The 17232-nt window shown below is 52.3% G+C and carries 9 protein-coding genes and 1 pseudogene; 1 reads left to right on the forward strand and 9 read right to left on the reverse strand.

Going from position 1 to position 17232, the window contains the following annotated elements; genetic code table 11:
* Positions 1–124: 124 nt before the first annotated feature.
* The 9 genes and pseudogenes from PEH01S_RS13595 to PEH01S_RS13630 all read right to left on the reverse strand — a co-directional run bounded on the left by PEH01S_RS13595 (position 125) and on the right by PEH01S_RS13630 (position 15773).
* Entirely contained in the window at positions 125–1423 is a 1299-nt protein-coding gene (locus PEH01S_RS13595) for an ABC transporter substrate-binding protein (RefSeq protein ID WP_025846121.1), read from the reverse strand.
* Positions 1424–1568: 145 nt separating this feature from the next.
* On the reverse strand, positions 1569–2402 hold the full coding sequence (locus PEH01S_RS13600) for a carbohydrate ABC transporter permease (protein ID WP_025846120.1): 834 nt from the start codon (positions 2400–2402) through the stop codon (positions 1569–1571).
* Complete coding sequence (locus tag PEH01S_RS13605; RefSeq protein WP_025846119.1) at positions 2399–3274, reverse strand: carbohydrate ABC transporter permease; 876 nt, start codon at positions 3272–3274, stop codon at positions 2399–2401. The genes PEH01S_RS13600 and PEH01S_RS13605 overlap by 4 nt, the downstream gene beginning before the upstream one ends.
* A 617-nt stretch (positions 3275–3891) precedes the next feature.
* Positions 3892–4269 (reverse strand): VOC family protein, encoded by a 378-nt coding sequence (locus PEH01S_RS13610; protein WP_025846117.1) that lies wholly within the window; start codon positions 4267–4269, stop codon positions 3892–3894.
* A gap of 90 nt (positions 4270–4359) precedes the next feature.
* Positions 4360–4773 (reverse strand): helix-turn-helix transcriptional regulator, encoded by a 414-nt coding sequence (locus PEH01S_RS34585; RefSeq protein ID WP_161782214.1) that lies wholly within the window; start codon positions 4771–4773, stop codon positions 4360–4362.
* Positions 4774–4821: 48 nt separating this feature from the next.
* Positions 4822–5178 (reverse strand): annotated as a pseudogene (locus PEH01S_RS36145) (DUF6597 domain-containing transcriptional factor); the annotation flags it as partial.
* Between the two features lie 235 nt (positions 5179–5413).
* Positions 5414–6292 carry a glycosyltransferase family 17 protein gene (locus PEH01S_RS13620; protein WP_025846115.1) on the reverse strand — a complete coding sequence of 293 codons (879 nt, stop codon included), beginning with the start codon at positions 6290–6292 and terminating at the stop codon, positions 5414–5416.
* The gene (locus tag PEH01S_RS13625) at positions 6289–14844 is read right to left on the reverse strand and encodes a non-ribosomal peptide synthetase (protein ID WP_127486049.1); all 8556 of its coding nucleotides are present in this window, start codon (positions 14842–14844) and stop codon (positions 6289–6291) included. Before PEH01S_RS13625 ends, PEH01S_RS13620 begins: the two co-directional genes overlap by 4 nt.
* Before the next feature lie 209 nt (positions 14845–15053).
* Entirely contained in the window at positions 15054–15773 is a 720-nt protein-coding gene (locus tag PEH01S_RS13630) for a 3-ketoacyl-ACP reductase (protein WP_127486051.1), read from the reverse strand.
* A gap of 332 nt (positions 15774–16105) precedes the next feature.
* On the opposite strand from PEH01S_RS13630, the gene PEH01S_RS13635 reads away from it, so the two are divergent.
* Entirely contained in the window at positions 16106–17128 is a 1023-nt protein-coding gene (locus tag PEH01S_RS13635; RefSeq protein WP_246062913.1) for a DUF3231 family protein, read from the forward strand.
* The last annotated feature ends 104 nt before the right edge of the window (positions 17129–17232 follow it).

Consider the following 17232-nt stretch of genomic DNA (forward strand, 5'->3'; position numbering starts at 1 on the left):
GTATTATTGTAGCACAGCCCCCCATCGGTTGTTTCAAAAAAACAACCCGAAAGCAGGATCTCCTCCTCTTCCGGGTTATGCCCCTTTACTGCTCTAACGAAAACCGGCTAAGCTGTGATGAGGCTTATTTCACCGCCGCTCTTGCTTCCTTCCATTTCTGGTTCAACCCATCCAACTCCGCTTTAAGGTCTTTCGCTTTCAAGATGCTCTGGATATACTTGCCGCCGAAGAAATCGATCTTGGCTTTGTTGCCGATATCGTTCCATTTCGAGGAAGTCGGCACACTCTCGATCAATGCCGGCTTATACGATTGGAACTCCTTGAGCTGCGCCAGACCGGGCTCTTTGGATTTTTGCGGCGGGATAAAACCCGAGGCCTCCACATAACCCGCTTCTTCTACCATAAATTTGATCCAAGCCTCGGCAAGCGGCTTATTCTTGCTGTTCACATTGATGCCGTAGAAGTAATCCGCGCTGAGCAGAGCGTTCAGCTTCCCGCTGTTATCGTACGGAAACGGGAAAAAGCCTATATCTTCCTTGGCCGCCCCTGCCCCGATAATTTGGTTAATAACCCAGTTGCCGAGGAAATACATGCCGGCCTTGCCGGTCGCCACTTCGCCTTTGGACGCTTCCCAGACGTTCGAGTACAAGTCCTTTTCCACGTAGCCTTTTTCATTCAATGTTCTTAAGATGGTAAAGCCCTTGCCGAATTCGTTATCCAGCTTGAACGGCTCGTCCGTGTCCACCATCTTGTCCAAATAGTTGGCATCTCCGCTGGAAAATTGTACGAGAACCTCGCCCCACATTTTCATCGGCCACTGCGCTCCGTTGTTGATGTAGATCGGCACAATCCCGGCCGCCTTTAATTTTTCGCAGGCCGCATAGAACTCGTCGAGCGTCTTGGGTACCGCGGTAATGCCCGCTTTCTCGAACGCCTTCTTGTTATAGACGATCCCTTCCGTCGAAACCCCGGAGACGATCCCGTAAATTTGGCCGTTATCGGCCTTGTAATTTTTAAAATACAGGTCGCCCAGACTATCGGCCAGCCCGTTCAACGGAGCGAAAAATTTGCCGAGATCCTTGGCAGCGATATTGGTCGGAATAAGCATGACATCACCGACATTGTTCGCGGACAAGCGGACACGCATATCGGATTCGTAGTTTGTAATCCCTTCGAATTCGATATCCTCGACATTCGGATATTTTTTCTTGAAGGCTTCCTCATATTTGTCGAAGGTACCGTCATTCACGAGGTCCGTACGCTGTGTGATGAAGGTGATTTTCCCTTTGATATCGCCGTTTCCGCCTGCGCCCTGCTCGCTTTTCGCAGCGCTTTCATTCGTCGGCTGGGCGCTTCCTCCGCAGCCGGCTAACGCGGACGAAGCAAGAGCAACGGCGAGTACCGTACCGAACATTTTTTTCATTTGCCGAATCCCCTTTTCGTTTGTTAATTGTTATTGTTATCGCTTACATCCATATTGTATAATATTGTTAGTAAAATTCATTGGCTTTTGTTATCAAAAGTTGTCTTGAATTACTCATTTTCGCTAACAAAAAAAACGAAATCCATTACTCTTTAACGGAACCGCTGGTGACGCCGGCGTAAATAAACTTTTGCAAGAACAGGAACAAGATAATCGCCGGTACGAAAATAACGATGATCATGGCCGCAATATAATTCCAGCTCGCCGCGTTAGGGCCGACGAATTGAAAGATGGAAGTGGAAACCACCTGCAGATTGACTTTCGTCAGGTAAAGAAAAGGAATGTAAAAATCGTTATAGATATAAATCGTCCGGAGAATCACGACCGTAATGGTCGCGGGCAGCAGCAGCGGGAAAATAATGTTCCAATAAATCCGGAACAGGGAAGCCCCTTCCAGCATAGCGCTCTCGTCCAGCGAGTACGAAATATTGCGGATAAACTGCAGGTAGATCATAATCGAAATGACATCGGCGCCCAGATACAAGAGAATCGGCGCATGAATATTATTGATCAGCCCAAGGGAATTCATGAGCCCGTAGGTTGCCACCTGCGTCGTTACAAGAGGCGTAACGGAGGCGAGCAGATACATGCCGATGATGACCTTCTTCAGCTTAAAGTCAAAGCGGCCGAGCGCATAAGCAACCATCGTGCCAAGAATGATGTTCCCCGCCACAGAAAGTCCGATGATGTACAGCGTGTTGGGGAATGCCGTCGTTAAGATTTTTGTTTTGGTAAAAATGAACTGATAATTATCCCAGTGGAACCAATTAGCCGGAAGGGCGAACCGGTTCTGAAGGTACTCCTGCTTGGTCTTCAGCGAGGTGATAAATACCGTATAGGGCGGGAACAATACGACGAATGCCCCGATAAACAAGGATGCATACTGAAGCACCCGGACCAAAACCGATTGCTCTCTCATGCTTCATCTCCCCCTTTCACCAGCAGACGCTGCAGGCCCACGAAGACGAGGACAATCATCAGCATCACCACGGCCAGCGCGGAACCTAAACCAACCTGCTGGAATTTAAAGGCTACATCGACCGTTTTGATAATGAACGTTTCGGTATTGTTGGCGCCGAGCATCATGATATACGGAATTTCAAACGCTTCCAAAGCACCGGTCAGGGTCAGCAGCAGCAGAAGCTCCATCACCTTGCGGATACCGGGGAGCGTAATATGCAGGAATTGCTGTGTGGAGGAAGCGCCATCAATCCGGGCGGCCTCGTAGATATCCTGCGGAATCGATTGTAAAGTTCCGAGAAAAATCACCATGCTCAGCCCCATGTATTTCCACATCGAAACGAAAGCCAGCGCATAGTTAACGACCGAAGGGTCGCCAAGCCAATCCCGCTTCAAGCCTTGAAGCCCAACCAGATCCAGAAAAGCATTGAGCGTGCCGTATTGGTTGTTGTAAAGCGCCTGAAACATAAAGACGATCGCGACGCTATGCATGATATAGGGCAGGAACAGGATCACGCGGAACCCGTTTCTTCCCTTCAATTTGCTGTTGAGCAGCACGGCAAAATAAAGGGCGAGCGACGTTTGAAGCAACCCGCCGATAAAATAATAAGCGTTATTCTTCAATACGCCGAAATACTCCGCATTGGTAAAAATCTCCCTGTAATTCCGAAGGCCCACGAATACTTTCTCCGTCAGCCCGTCCCATTCCATGAAACTGTAATAGAACAAACTGACCAGCGGATAATAAGAAAACGTAAGCAGCAGCAGCAGCGGCACCGTTAAAAAACTGACAAGGATAATGGTTCTTTGCGTGCTGTAGCTATAGTTCATAGACGCTGCCCCTCCAATCCTTAGCTATTTCGTACTCCTCAAAAACAAGTATGCGCTTTCTTTTTGTGCGAGTCTCACCAAATTTGTTTTGCGTACGAGGCGCTCCCCCCGGGATCTCCTTTTTATTACCGTTGCTATGCCTTGACCTCCCAGCATCAATGGAATATCTCTTGCATGATTGATTATAGATCGGTTCGTCCTCCGAAAAAATGCACTCAGTAAGCATTTCTTGTCTTTAATTATCGAAATGATCGATGAGCTTCAGCGCAACAATGATACTTTCAATAAACGGTAACAATTGAATTAAATAACATATATAATAGATCTTTCTTTAAAGTCAAAAAACCACTCCGACGGAGTGGCCAGAATGTTGAGAAAGTGGTCATATAAAAAATAGAAAAACATACGGAGGTGGGGTATCTACTGGAGGAGCGATAGCGTTCGCCTTTGTCTGCGGGAAATATCCGCTGCTAAGCGGCTTCAATCAAAGTTTCCCGCTGACAAGAGCGACCGGAAGTAGATACCCCACCCCCTCGTAACATCTATGGCTTCAATTGATCACTTTCTCAACAACCTCACCACTCCGACGGAGTGGCTTTAATATTTTCATATATGAGCTAAGCGACAAGACTAATCAGATTGCCGTCAGGGTCCTGCACGATTGCGTAGCGTTCTCCCCAGAACCCATCAAACGGCCCGCGATGTCCGATGTGTCCATGCTCCGTCAATTGACGGTACAGCTCGTCCACCGCTTCACGGCTGTCGCACTGAAAGGCGAGCTCGAATCGATATCCGGAAGGCTCTTCCCAGCCACCATAAACGACTTGTGCCGATTCCCGTGTGGCCACGGCCAAGCGAAGCCCGTTGTGTTCCACCTCAACGTGATTTTCTTCGTCGGCACTTTCCGGTATTTCCACACCCAGCATACGGTAGAAATCCAAAGCCTTTCTCATATCCTTCACGAAAATCCCGATTCTTTTCAATTTAACCGCCATGCTTCACCATTCCAATCGTTGTGATTTGATTTTCTTCCCCCCTATCATATATCTTGTACTGACAGTCAAAATAGTAAAAAACGGACTTCTTCAGCCCTTTTTCATCATTCGTTTTATCGGCAGCCCGTAATAACGTGCAAAGTCTTTGGCAAAATGCGACTGATCATAGTAACCGTATTTTAGCGCCAGATCCGTCAAGCTGGAATAGCCCCCGCTGGAAAACTCCTGCAATAGGCTTTGAAACCGGACGATTCCCAGCATCTCCTTCGGGCTCAAGCCGAGCTCCCGATCAAATGCCCTTCTTAGATGCCGTTCGCTGAAGTTAAGCTTTTCGGCCAAATCCGTTACGGTCAGATTCCCTTTGAATTCATACATATACCGCGTGCTTTGGTACACCAGGGAAGGGATAGAAGTATCGCTGCAAGCCAGCATTTGGCTTAGTTTGCGTTCAACGATGGCAATGATGTCCGAAGCGGTATTTGCGGCCATTATTTCTTCGGCCATAAGCCGCCCTTCAACACCCCAGATCTCTTCCAGGAAAACATGGTGTCCACCAAACGCCGAGAGGGGATATTTTAAAAAAGCCCGGGCCGACTCCGAATATAACCGGATGCCGAATACCGAACGCGCCTCGGTGAAATGTAAAACTTTGTAACGGGTCGATAGTCCATCGACAAACGCGGCCTTCCCGGAAGAGGGGGAGTGAAGATCCACGATAATATGGACACAGCCGTCCGGGAGGATCCGATGCCATTGATTTCCGGCGCCGGCCTGAAAATCCATTGTCCAATAACAAACAATATGCGATGCTAACTGAAGGCTCGGCACATATTCCCGGTAAATGTACTCGGGACGATGCAGCTCCGGCTGCAATTTCGGCGATTGTACAGGACGATAGGAATGCATCATGGCAACCTCGCTTTAGTTCCACTTAATAGGCTTGGCCAACTATTCATTGTAATACATTCGATTGGGTTTAGCCATGAACAATGTTGGGGCAACAACCTGCCATAGATGAGTAACAAAATGATATTTCGGGACGAAAGCATACGGATTACTTCGACGAGCACGGTCAAACACCTTCGTTGTAAGGTTATTCCGCTGTAAAAAAAGAACCCGATGCGCTTCGGGTTCTTCGTTAACTTCAATACCACAGATCCGCCGTCTGAACGTCCTGCAGAGCGGTCAAAAACGGTTTTTCATTATCCACGTACAGTTCGGTATCGAGATAGTAAAGCTTTTTATCGTCCAGACACTGCTTGATGTACTCCTCGTTCACGATGCTTTTGTCCTTGACATTGGCCGCAAACGCTTGAAGCTTGGGCAGCGCGGTTTGCCGGTAGTCCAGCCACGAATGATGAAACCCGGCCGGTTCCTCCAGGCAGTAGATGTCCTGATACAGCCCTTCGGCAATCCCCTTCTTCCTCAAATAATCCGCGGAGAAAGGCATGCTCTTGAAGAAGCGTCCGGTCATTGCGAACACGCGGTAGCTCCAGTGTGGAGCGCCATGGTTGGAGCGGCAGAATAGATTCAGAAAAAAGACGGAATAGTGCATTTTGACGGTAATGACTTGACGTCTTTTCACCTCCGAGACAATCCGGTCCGCCATCCGGCTATCGATGATCTCGTCGAAGTCAGCGAGGATGATCACGTCGTCATCCTCCACCCGCTCCCGCAAAATGTCGGAGCACCTGCTTCTTTGGCAGGCCTCGTTATGAAATGCGCTGTTGTAGCTGAGCAAGCGCCAATACCAGCGGTCAAAGTTTGCCGCTTGGCAAGTCTCCGGGTTGAAGTACAGCTGGTGCCGCTCCGGCTTGCGAAACGCATTGTCGGCATGAAGCGAATGGTAAATTACCTTCGGACCAAGATGAGCCGGATCGAAATTTCGAGGCTTGTCTGCATAGCTGAATGTCTTGTTGGCCTCGATTACATGGAGCTCGTCGATCCAGCGGGCATCTTCTTTCAGTTTGATCTCCGCCACCCGGTTTTCGTTAAAAAACGGGCAAAATTCATAAATTTTCATGACCGGAAGCTCCCTTCTCCTGTCATTGTGAGCGTGTCAACCTCGATGCATTGGCGCAAATGTCCGGCAAACCGGCGCACCAGCCCGACCATCGTTTGTTCTTCGTAGTGCAGCGTGCTGTAATAGCATGTCAAGCTCAGCCTGTCCCGCTTCAAGCAAGCCGTCATGTTCAACCAATAAGCGGAAGGGTTGTCCGGCGCATTGGTATTTCCGTACGGAAGGGTCAGCGGCTCATAGAAGTCGTCGGCCTGCCAAGCCGTTTCCTCCGATTGGTAGTGGAACAGCATGCGGCTTTCATCCAAAAGCGGCTCCGCCTCCGGATGAAGCTCCGGTATGATATGCCGCAAAGCAAAATAGTCCGTACCTTCCTTGGGAATATCGTGCAGCATCCGCTTGACATGCTCCAGCAGCGCCTCGGTACCGCTTGCAAGCTCCTGCTTCCCGATGCGGATTCGTACGGGATACGCCCCGGCAAAAAATCCGATCGTGCGGTCAATCGCGATGCCCGGCAGGAAGGACTCGCGCTGGTAGGACATCAGATGAAGCAGCAGGTCCGGCTGCTTTTTCAAGTCGAAGCAGGCCTGGGACAAGGCCGCTAACAGGACGCCGAGCGGGGTAGTCTGCCGCTGTGCCGCCAATGCTTTCAATTGGCCGACCTGCTCGGTGCCTTCCAGCAAATCATAGGTGACCGTCGCCATATGACGGTGCACCGGCCATTCCTGCGCTTCCCAGTCGACCCGCAAAGATTGGCCTCCTCCGACTACGCCTCTCCAATAAGCTGCCGCTTCGGACGGAATGCCGCCGGCGGCGTATTGCGTCAGTGCCAGGCACCAATCGCGGTAGCCGCTTCCCGCTTCGCTGGTGAGCTCTCCATCAGCCCCCGTTAATAGGAGCCGTCTGAAATCATCCAAAAAAATATTCATCGACATCCCGTCAAAAATCAAATGATGGAACAAAAGCAGCAGCACCTGCCGGCTTCCGCCGCCATAATGGTCAAACAATACGGCTTTCCACAAAGGACCGGTCTCAATGTCAAATTCATGCTGAAGCTTCGAGCAGTAATCCGAGATAAAGGCGTCATGGGATGCCGCGGGCTCCCGCAAATCCACATACGCAAAAGCCTGGTCCGTTTCGATGTCCCGCTCGTATTGGTACCATTCTCCGTGATCGAGCCGGGCAAAGGTTAGCCGAAGCGCCGCATGCCGGCCGATCAGAAGCTGCAGCGCACGGTTCATCTCTTGCTGTGTGATCCGCCGCTTGAGCAAAGCCAGATAAGGGACGTTAAACATGTTGCGGTTCTTCAAGTCGCGTTTGAAAAAGCGCCTTTGCACGGCCGACAGCGGAAAGCCGTCATTCGGATACGTCTGCCGTAACGCCACTTCCGTATCCGGGCGGGGGCCCGAAGCCAAAGCCAACAGCGTGCCGTTCAAGGAACGGGCCAAGCGTTCGATCGTTCGTTCCCGGAAAATCTGGTTGACCGTCACCGGATACCCGTGCTTTTGCAGCAGGCTGACGATGCGCAGCGCATGGAGCGAATGGCCGCCCAACGCGTGAAAATCTTCATCCTTGCGGATGTGATCGAGCTTAAGCACGCTGCGCCAGATCTGCTCTATCCGTAGTTCCAGCCCGGTTTTGGCACCGGATTCGGACGCCGGTCCGGGAGGCCGGACCTCCGGCAAAGGAAGCTTTGCCCGGTCGATTTTCCCGTTTACCGTTAACGGAAACGACTCCAGCCGGACGTACCGGAAAGGAAGCATATACGAAGGCAGGCCCTCGGCCATAAAGGCTTGCAGCCGCTCTTCCTGGACACCCTGTTCATCCGTTTCCGATGTATAATAAGCGATCAGCCGGAGTTCCCCGTAGAGCTCGCGGGCGACGACGAGGCATTGTTTGACGGCGGGATAGCAGCCGAGACGGTGCTCGATTTCTCCCGGTTCGATCCGGTAGCCGCGAAGCTTCAGCTGGCCGTCGCTCCGTCCGATATATTCGATGTTGCCGTCCAGAAGCCATCTCCCGCGATCCCCTGTCCGGTACAGCACCAGATTTCGTCCTTTTTCCCGATCCTCGGCGGAAGCGTACGGATTCGGAACAAACGCCTTCCGCGTCAGCTCCTCCTGCTTCCAATAGCCGCGCGCGACGCCGTCCCCTCCTACGTAGATTTCTCCGGCCGCTCCGACAGGCTGGACACGTCCCCTTTTGTCCAAAATATAGCAGGTCGTATTGCTGATCGGCTTGCCGATAGGGATGTCACGTTCAAAAGTCCGCTCGATCGGATAGCTCGTCGAAAAGGTGGTGTTCTCCGTCGGACCGTAGGCGTTGAGGATGGTAAGGGACGGATATGCCAGCCGCAAACGATTGATCGGCTTCGGCGATAACGCTTCGCCGCCTACGAGCAGCCAACGGAGTCCGGCGAACATCGCTTCGTTCTCCTGGGTCCACTGATTGCATAATGCGGCGCTGAGCCATAACGCGTTAATGCCCCATGCTTTCATCCGCTGCTCCAGCAGACGGACGTTCATCAGATCGTCTTTGGACACAACGAACAGGCGGCCTCCGTTCAGCAGCGTGCCCCAAATCTCAAACGTGGAAGCGTCAAAAACGGGCGAACCCGTATAAAGCAGCTTGATATCCGGAGAAAACGGGAAATAGTTCGTGTTTTTGACCAGACGAACGATGCTGCGATGCTCGACCATCACCCCTTTCGGTTTCCCTGTTGAACCGGACGTATACATTAGATAAGCAAGATCACAAGCGGCAGCGGGGGCGCTCCCTTGCTCTTCCTGCCCAGCGGATGTGATGTTGTCGAACTCCTCGGCGCAGATCAGCTTTAAGCTAAGATGATCCTGACACGCTTCCGTCAGGCTGTCCGCTCCGCTCCGGGAGGTGATGATCGTGTCCAGTCCGGCGTCCCGGATCACGTCGCGCAGGCGCTCCGCCGGGAAATCGGGATCGATCGGCACATAGGCGCATCCCGCCTTCAAAATGCCCAGGATGGCAACGATAAATTCGAGCGAACGCGGCAGACACACGCCGATGCGCTTTCCGCGACCCGACGCGTCTGCGAGGAGCAAGCTCGCCGCATGCCGGGATAATTGGTCGAGCCGATCGTAAGTCACGACCCGGTCGTAGGCGATCACCGCCGGCTCGGCAGGCCGAAGCCGGACCTGTTCCCCGAACAGCTCGGGAACCGAGCTCTCCCTTGGGTATTCCGTGAACGTACGGTTCCAATCGTAAACGATTCGATCGTATTCGTCTTCGGCTGCTAAGCCAATATCTCCGACAGCGCGATCCGGATGCTCCACCGCCATATGCAAAGCCTGACGCAGATGCTCCGTCAACCGGCGAACCGTTGCTTGCTCCAGCCGGTCCGCATCGTAAATCAGCTTGATGACGAGCCGGTCTCCATCGTTCGCGATGGTGATCGTCAGCGGATAATTCGTTTTCTCGCGCTCCTCCATCGCCGACATGTACAGTCCGCTGGCCGGCTGCCGGTAGTCGTTCAAATAATTCTCGAAAGCGACGATGCTGTGGAACATCGTATGGTCTCGCACGGAGCTCCAGCCCTTCAATTCGTTCAGACTGACGCAGCAGTAATCGTTCAGCTTTTGAATCGTCTGATGAAGCTCCTTGACATAGCCGGCGACGGTTTGGTCCGTATTCCAATGCATCACCAAAGGAAGCGTATGAATCAGCAAGCCGGTGATGCGGTCCGCTTTGGCGAGATCGGACCCGCGGCCGGACACGACCATGCCGAATACGGTTATATCCGCATCATGAAGCACCTGCAGTACTTTTCCCCAAGCGAACTGCACCAAGGTATTGAGCGATATGCGCGTCTGCTGCACAAACGCCGTCATGCGCCCGGTAAAGGCCGGGTCCAGCTGCAGCGTCTCGGTCTGCTGCCTGCGGATCGGCCGGTGCGTATCGAAGCGCAGGCCGCTTTTCTCCATCGGCAGCGGGGTCGGCTCGGTAACGTCAGCCAAATAAGCCTTCCAGAACGATTCGGCTTCCGTCCGGTCCTTCGCCATCTGCCATCGAATGTAAGCTTCGAATGGGAGCGTCGGATTGCGGTGAGGCGTTATGCCCCGCAAGCTGCTTTCATACAGGTCGTGGACCCGATTAAGCAGCAGCGGAAGGCTCCATCCGTCCAGCAAAATATGATGGTAGCTCCAAACTACCGTCCATTCTTCCAGTCCGCTGCGGATCAGCGCAAGACGGTATGCAGGCCGGCGCAGGTCGAAACGGCGGTCGCGGTCCAGTGTCATCCACCGTTCGAGGTACTCTTGCCGCCGGTCCGCAGGGTGTGAACCGATATCTACGATCGTCCAATCCGGTTCCGCTGCTCGGACGACGCATTGCACCGGCTCGTCCAGCGCTTCCCAGACGAAGCAGGTCCGCAAACAATCATTTTCGGCAACGACACGCCTCCACGCTTCCCGATAAAGGTTCGCCTCCAGCCTGCCCTCGTATTTCCAGCTCGTCTGTACAAAATATTGGTCGGAGGTCGGGTGATCCAAATAATGGAACAACAAACCTTGCTGAAGCGGACTAAGCGGCATCATTTTATCCAGGCCATATTGCGCATGGTACGTGTTTACGATCCGGTCCAGCGAAGGCTGTTCGAGGGAAACGAGCGGAAAATCGCTTGGCGTAAACCCTTCGTCCTCCTTTCCCCCGCAGTGCTCGATAATGGAACGCAGATAAGCGATAAAAGATTCGATCCGCTGGGCAATTGTCGCTTCCTCGTAATGGCGTGTGCTGTATTTCATGAACACATGCAGCTGGCCGTGAACGATGGAGCAGTTAAGCTCCAAAAGACTTGTTCCGTGGTTCCGGGGCGAACTATGATCCTGCGCGGCATCGCGCGTGAAGCTCAGCCATTCGTTCGCTTCCCCGGCTTTTGCGTGATCAAACTGGCCCAAATAGTTGAACAACGCCTGCGGCTCGGGCGCCGTCAGAGCGGTTCGGACTGTCTCGTCCGCATGACAATACCTCAGAGCCCCATACGAAATGCCGCGGTCGGGGATACGGCGCAGCTGCTCCTTGACGGATTGGATCGTCTCTCCCAATGAAGCGTCAGCCGACAAGCGGATGCATACGGGAAACATCGATGTGAACCAGCCGACGGTCCGGGTCAGATTCATGTCGGATACGGAGTGCTCCCGTCCATGACCCTCCAGCCGGAAGGCGACCGTTTCCTGCCCGGACCAAGCGGACAGCATCAGAGACCAGGCGCTGAGCAGCAGATCGTTGATCTGCGTATGATAAGCGTGGGCGCACTGATGCAGCAGCCGCTGCGTATCGCTTGACGGGAGCGCTGCAACAAGCTCCGCGGTTTCGGCGCTGCTTCTGTTATCCGTGCAGCGGTCCACCGGTAATTGGAACGCGGCAGAACGGGTCAGCACGTTCCTCCAATAGCCGGCATGAGCGCGAAGACGCTCGTGTTGCGCATAGTCCGTGATCGCAGCCTGCCACTTTTTAAAAGAGCTTGGAACCGGCGGCAGCTCAGCGCCTTGATATAACGAATACAGCTCTTGCAGCAAAATGCGCCAGGAAACTCCGTCAATGACCAGATGGTGAACCGTGAGAAATAGGCGGATTTTACCGTCGGGGTGGCCTTCGATCACACCGGCACGAAGCAATGTTCCCGATTCGTAATCCAGTTGACGGTGCCATTTCGCGCAGATGGCGGCAATTTCCCGGTCGGCGCGGTCTGTCTCTTGAAGCGTGTGGGAAGCGAGCCGCACGACAGCGTCTGTTCGATAACGCTGCATATACGTTTGCCCGCGTCTTATGAATTGCGCCGCCAGCTCCGGATGCAGCCGGACCAACCGGTTGAGGGCAGCCTCCAGCCTTGCAGGATCGCAATGGTTGAGCAGCAGCATATGAGACTGATTGAAATAGTTCGGCTCTTCGAACCGCTGCTCGAAAAACCAGTGCTGAATCGGCGTCAGTCCGAATTCGCCAGCCAAATCGACGGCCTGCTTCTTTTGCTTCCCGTCGTCCACCCAAGCGGCCACGGCAGCCAAATCCTTCACGGTCGGATGCTCCGCCACTTGTCTGGGAGTCACGACAATCCCTTGATCCCTAGCCATGGATACCGTCTGAATGGCGAGGATCGAGTCACCCCCGACGGCATAAAAATGATCGTTGACCCCGATATGCTGCCGCTTCAGCAGGTGCCGCCAAATGTGAAGCAGCCGCTTCTCCATTTCGTCCTCGCCTGCTTCCGCCGCCTCTTCGGAAGAGCGGTTCCAAGCCGCGCTTGGATGAGGAAGCGCCGACCGGTCCACTTTACCGCTTGGATTCAAAGGAAACGCTTCCAATCGACAAAAATAGAACGGAATCATGTAAGAAGGTAAAACGGAGCTCAAATGCCGCGTCAATTCGGCCTCTTCCAGCTCTTTGAAGGAGGTATAGTAAGCCGCCAGCTTCTGATAAGGTCCGTCTTGCCATGCCCGGACCATGCATTGACGGATGCCCGGATATTGCCGAAGCCAATGCTCGATTTCCCCCAGCTCAATGCGGTAGCCTCTAATCTTGACCTGATCGTCGCTGCGGCCGATAAAGATCAATTCCCCGCCTGAAGTCCATTTGACGCTATCTCCGGTTTTATATAACCTCTCGATTTGCGGAGCATGTCCGTCCCCCATCACAAGCTCTTTGTGGACGAACCGTTCCTTGGTCAGCTCTTCGCGGTTCAGGTAGCCTCTGGCCAGCCCGACGCCGCCCACCCACAGCTCGCCGGGAACGCCGACCGGAACCGGTTGGCCGAACGGATTCAGGACAAACAGCCGTTTGTTATAAACGGGCCGCCCGATCGTCACTTTTTTCCCCGGACGGCAAAGTCCCACGGAACAAATAATCGTTACTTCCGTCGGACCGTAGGCGTTCAGAAATATCCGGTCCTTTCCCCAATCCTTCACGATCTCCGGCGTACAAGCTTCCCCGGCTGACACGATTGCCCGCAAGCCGGGTAACTCCCGCTTACTCATCGTTCGCAAGACGGCGGGCGGCAGCATGGCAAGGTGAATATTTTTTTGCTCAAGCACGTCCGAAATATCGGCATAGGGAGGCAGTTCCTCTTCCGACAGGACAACGAGCGTTCCGCCGACCGTCAGCGTGCCGATCCATTCGTAAACCGACGCGTCGAAGCTGATCGAAGCGAACTGCAGCACTCTCGTATCCGAAGTCAGGCCAAACCTGTCGATAAGATAAGGAATCAACGCAACAAGGCCGGCGTGTTCGATGAGCGCCCCCTTCGGTTTTCCGGTGGAACCGGACGTATAAATGACGTAGGCCAGGTCGTCCTGCTTGACCTCGACGTTCAAATCTTCAACGGAATGGCAGGGCTCGGCAAGCCATTCGTCGATACAAATCAGCGCCTTCTCCTCCATACCGGCTTGAGATATCACCGGTTTCAGCTTGGCGGCCAATGGGCTCGTTATAACCATGATTCGGGCTTGAGCATCCTCCAAAATAAACCGAATGCGCTCCTCGGGATACTGGGGATCGATCGGAAGGTAAGCCCCTCCCGTCTTCATGACGCCCAGCATGGCCGGAATCACATCTGCGCTTCGCTCCATCATGATCGGAATCAGCATGCCCCGCGGCGGATCGCCCTGCTCGTTCTGCCGATACGCCTCCAATATAATGCGGGCGATTCGGTTAGCCCGGCGGTTTAATTCGGAATAGGTCAGCTTCTGCCGACGAAACTCCAAGGCGACCGCATCCGGCGTCCTGGCCGCTTGTTCCTCTACCATTTGATGGACGGTTTTATGCGCAGGATACGTCCTGTCCGTATCGTTCCATCGAACCAATCGCCTCCCCTCGCCAGCGGTCAGGAACGGATGGAAAAGTATGGGCTTCTCCGGCGCATTCAGTGCATTGGTCAGCAGCACCCGGAAATGCCCTGCGAGTCTGGAGATTTGCGCTTTGCCGAAGCGCTTGCCGTCGTACTGAACCGCACATTCGAGCTCGTTGGCACGGTAACGATAGCGAAGTGCAATCTCCGGCTGATCAACGCCGCGGCGAGAGTCCTTGGCGGCCGGGAGCAAATTCCTTGCGCGCGTTTCCACGATGCCGACGTTAAAGAATTCCCTGCGTCCCGGTGCCGAAAGAGTCCCTTCGGTTTGCGGCGCTAACGTTGCCCTCCGGGAACCGTCCTCCGTTTTCCGATCATCCAATTGGCTTTTAACCCTGCGCACCAAATCAAGAAGACCATCTTCTTTTCCAATGTGGACGAACAGCGGATAATGCTGATGCTCTTCTTCTTCGTCGGGCATGACGGAATGCAAAACGGGCACCTCGTATTGATTGGCATAATGGGACAGCAGGACAGACCATACCGCCGCTAAAAACGAAGGCATGCAAAGCTGATGCCGGCGAATGAATTCCGTCATGGCTTTGAACCGGTTGTTCCCTAAACGGATGGTATGGAAAACGTAATCGCCCACGGGTTCGCCCTGGCTTCCGGGTTTCGAGAACAACGGCAAGCAGCATTGGCTGCCGCCCAAAACCTCATTCCGTGCTGTTCCGTCAGCAGGTGTCATCGGGTTACTTTCTCTCCTCTCTTTTGGTTTTGTCTTCTATTACTCTACTATAGTCCAAAACATGGATTTATTTCCATACTTAATTATGGTTGTGTTATTTTGGATGGTAGCGAATTACAAAAAACGGAGCCCGCAAACCCGCGAGACTCCGTTTTTGTACAAATATTTACCATTTCGTAAAATAGATTATTCCAACTCGCCTGGATATCCTATTGCGGATTGGTTGTCCAAACCCCTGCATTTTTGATGAAAACGCGCGCTGGCAGCTTCAATGCGGCGAGCACAAGATCTGCCACGTCTTCCGGCTGCATCATCCGGTCTTCGTCACCGATTTTGAGTCCGGCGTTCGCCGCGAGCTCGGTATTGACCGTACTCGGCGTAAGCGCCGTTACGCGAATGTTGGATTTCCGCACTTCCTGCATCAGCGCCTCCGTAAAACCCAGCACCGCGTGCTTGGACGCACAATAGGCGGACCCGGTCGCAAAGCCCCGCTCCCCGGCCGTAGAGGAGATGTTGATGATGCTGCCGCTCGCTTGTGCCAGCATCGTCGGCAGCGCGGCGCGAGTCACATAATAGGTACCCATGAGGTTTGTTTGAATGATGCTCTCCCACAATTCAGGCTCCATATCGGCCACAGTCCCGAACTGTGCGATCCCCGCATTATTGATCAAGATATCAAGCGAGCCGAGGCTGCCGATGAGCGATTCGACGGCTTGCTCGGCCGCCCCTCTTGTGGCAATGTCTGCGGTTGCGGTAAATACTTTGACGCTATAAGTGCTTTCCAGCTCCGCGCGAAGCGATTCCAAATCGGACGAAGTTCTGGCCGTCAGACCGAGATTTACTCCTTCTTTGGCAAGCTGCACGGCGATCGCTTTGCCAATCCCTTTTCCCGCTCCGGTAATGATCGCTGTTTTATGTTTCAATTCCATGATGACCTCTCCTTATGGATATAATGGCTGCATACTTAGGCATGATCCCCAGTTTTTCCTTTAAGCATGCAGAGTGATTATGTTACATCAAAATAGTAAAATCAAGTACTCACTTTTTCGTAAGATAGTTACCTTTTATATACTACCCGGCTTCAAATCACTGATTTGAAACACGCCAAGCAGTCATCTGCATGAAGCGCCGCAACTCCGGACTGGCCTGCACTCCATCAGATGAGGCGCCAGGTGGCGATTTTATTCATGAATAATATTCGAAAAAACCAACATTTTATTAATAATGGGTCGGGTAAAGCTTTATCAAAATGGAGGAAATGATGAAAATCGAGCTTAATACAAACAAAAAATTAAATTCAGCTGAGCAGGCCAAGCTGTGGGCGACTTACATGGGAAATTCGATGGCTTCATGCGTTTTAAGTCATATGCTCCACCATGTTGAAGACCAGGAAATCAAGAAAGTCGTGGAGAATGCGCTTATTTTGACAGAACAATTCGTACAGGGTGTCAAGGATCTATTTATCCAAGAACATTATCCCCTTCCCATCGGATTCACACAAGATGATGTTAATGTAAGGGCACCAAGGTTGTTCGCTGACGAATTTTATCTTTATTATTTGAGATATACGAGCAAAGCTGGATTAAGTATTTATGGAATCGCTCTCCCTTTAATGACAAGACCAGATATTCGGGTCTTCTTTACCCAATGTTTAAACTCAACAACGAAATTGATCAATCAGGTCAACGAGATGTTGAGTAAAAAAGGCTTTGTAGCAGAAGCTCCCTATATTCCTTATCCGAGCCAGGTCGATTTTATAAAAAAACAAAGCTATCTGAACGGTTTTTTGGGAGATGTCAGACCACTACAAGCTTTGGAGATCACTCATCTATTCGACAACATAGAAAATAACGCGATAAGCAAGTGTATTTTAATCGGGTTCAGTCAAGTCGCCCAATTAGACCAAGCTAAATCTTTTTTTCTAAGGGGCAAACAAATTGCCGCCAAACATTATGACATCTGCAGCAAAATGCTTGAAAAGGAGAATTTATCATCGCCTTCCATTCTTGATCCCTTGGTAACGACTTCCACAATCCCTCCATTTTCAGATAAACTAATGCTGGCCCATAAACTGGATATGTTTTCAATGAGGATACGTGGTTATGGAAATGCCTTAGCCTTCTCCGCAAGACATGATGTAACAGCAGCCTATGGACGTCTTTTATTGGAAGTGGGGAATTACGTCGAGGATGGCGCCAATATTTTGATTGATCATGGCTGGTTGGAGCAACCGCCCCAAGCTGCAGATCGCGAAGCTCTAGCAAGCGTAGGCAGACATGAGTGAATCGTTTGGCATCGCCTTATTTCACCTTTTGCGCATACCTCAATCCTTTCTAATTAGCATGAAAAAAGAGACCGGAAGGTGCGGTCTCAAAATACGATCTGACT

Origin of the sequence: Paenibacillus ehimensis NBRC 15659, from assembly GCF_004000785.1 — a bacterium.
GTDB classification, from domain to species: domain Bacteria; phylum Bacillota; class Bacilli; order Paenibacillales; family NBRC-103111; genus Paenibacillus_G; species Paenibacillus_G ehimensis.

Coding starts and splice junctions, on each gene's coding strand:
- PEH01S_RS13635 (WP_246062913.1), top strand. CDS start 16,106: ATGAAAATCGAGCTTAATACAAACAAAAAATTAAATTCAGCTGAGCAG.
- PEH01S_RS13630 (WP_127486051.1), bottom strand. CDS start 15,773: ATGGAATTGAAACATAAAACAGCGATCATTACCGGAGCGGGAAAAGGG.
- PEH01S_RS34585 (WP_161782214.1), bottom strand. CDS start 4,773: ATGGCCGAAGAAATAATGGCCGCAAATACCGCTTCGGACATCATTGCC.
- PEH01S_RS13620 (WP_025846115.1), bottom strand. CDS start 6,292: ATGAAAATTTATGAATTTTGCCCGTTTTTTAACGAAAACCGGGTGGCG.
- PEH01S_RS13600 (WP_025846120.1), bottom strand. CDS start 2,402: ATGAGAGAGCAATCGGTTTTGGTCCGGGTGCTTCAGTATGCATCCTTG.
- PEH01S_RS13610 (WP_025846117.1), bottom strand. CDS start 4,269: ATGGCGGTTAAATTGAAAAGAATCGGGATTTTCGTGAAGGATATGAGA.
- PEH01S_RS13625 (WP_127486049.1), bottom strand. CDS start 14,844: ATGACACCTGCTGACGGAACAGCACGGAATGAGGTTTTGGGCGGCAGC.
- PEH01S_RS13605 (WP_025846119.1), bottom strand. CDS start 3,274: ATGAACTATAGCTACAGCACGCAAAGAACCATTATCCTTGTCAGTTTT.
- PEH01S_RS13595 (WP_025846121.1), bottom strand. CDS start 1,423: ATGAAAAAAATGTTCGGTACGGTACTCGCCGTTGCTCTTGCTTCGTCC.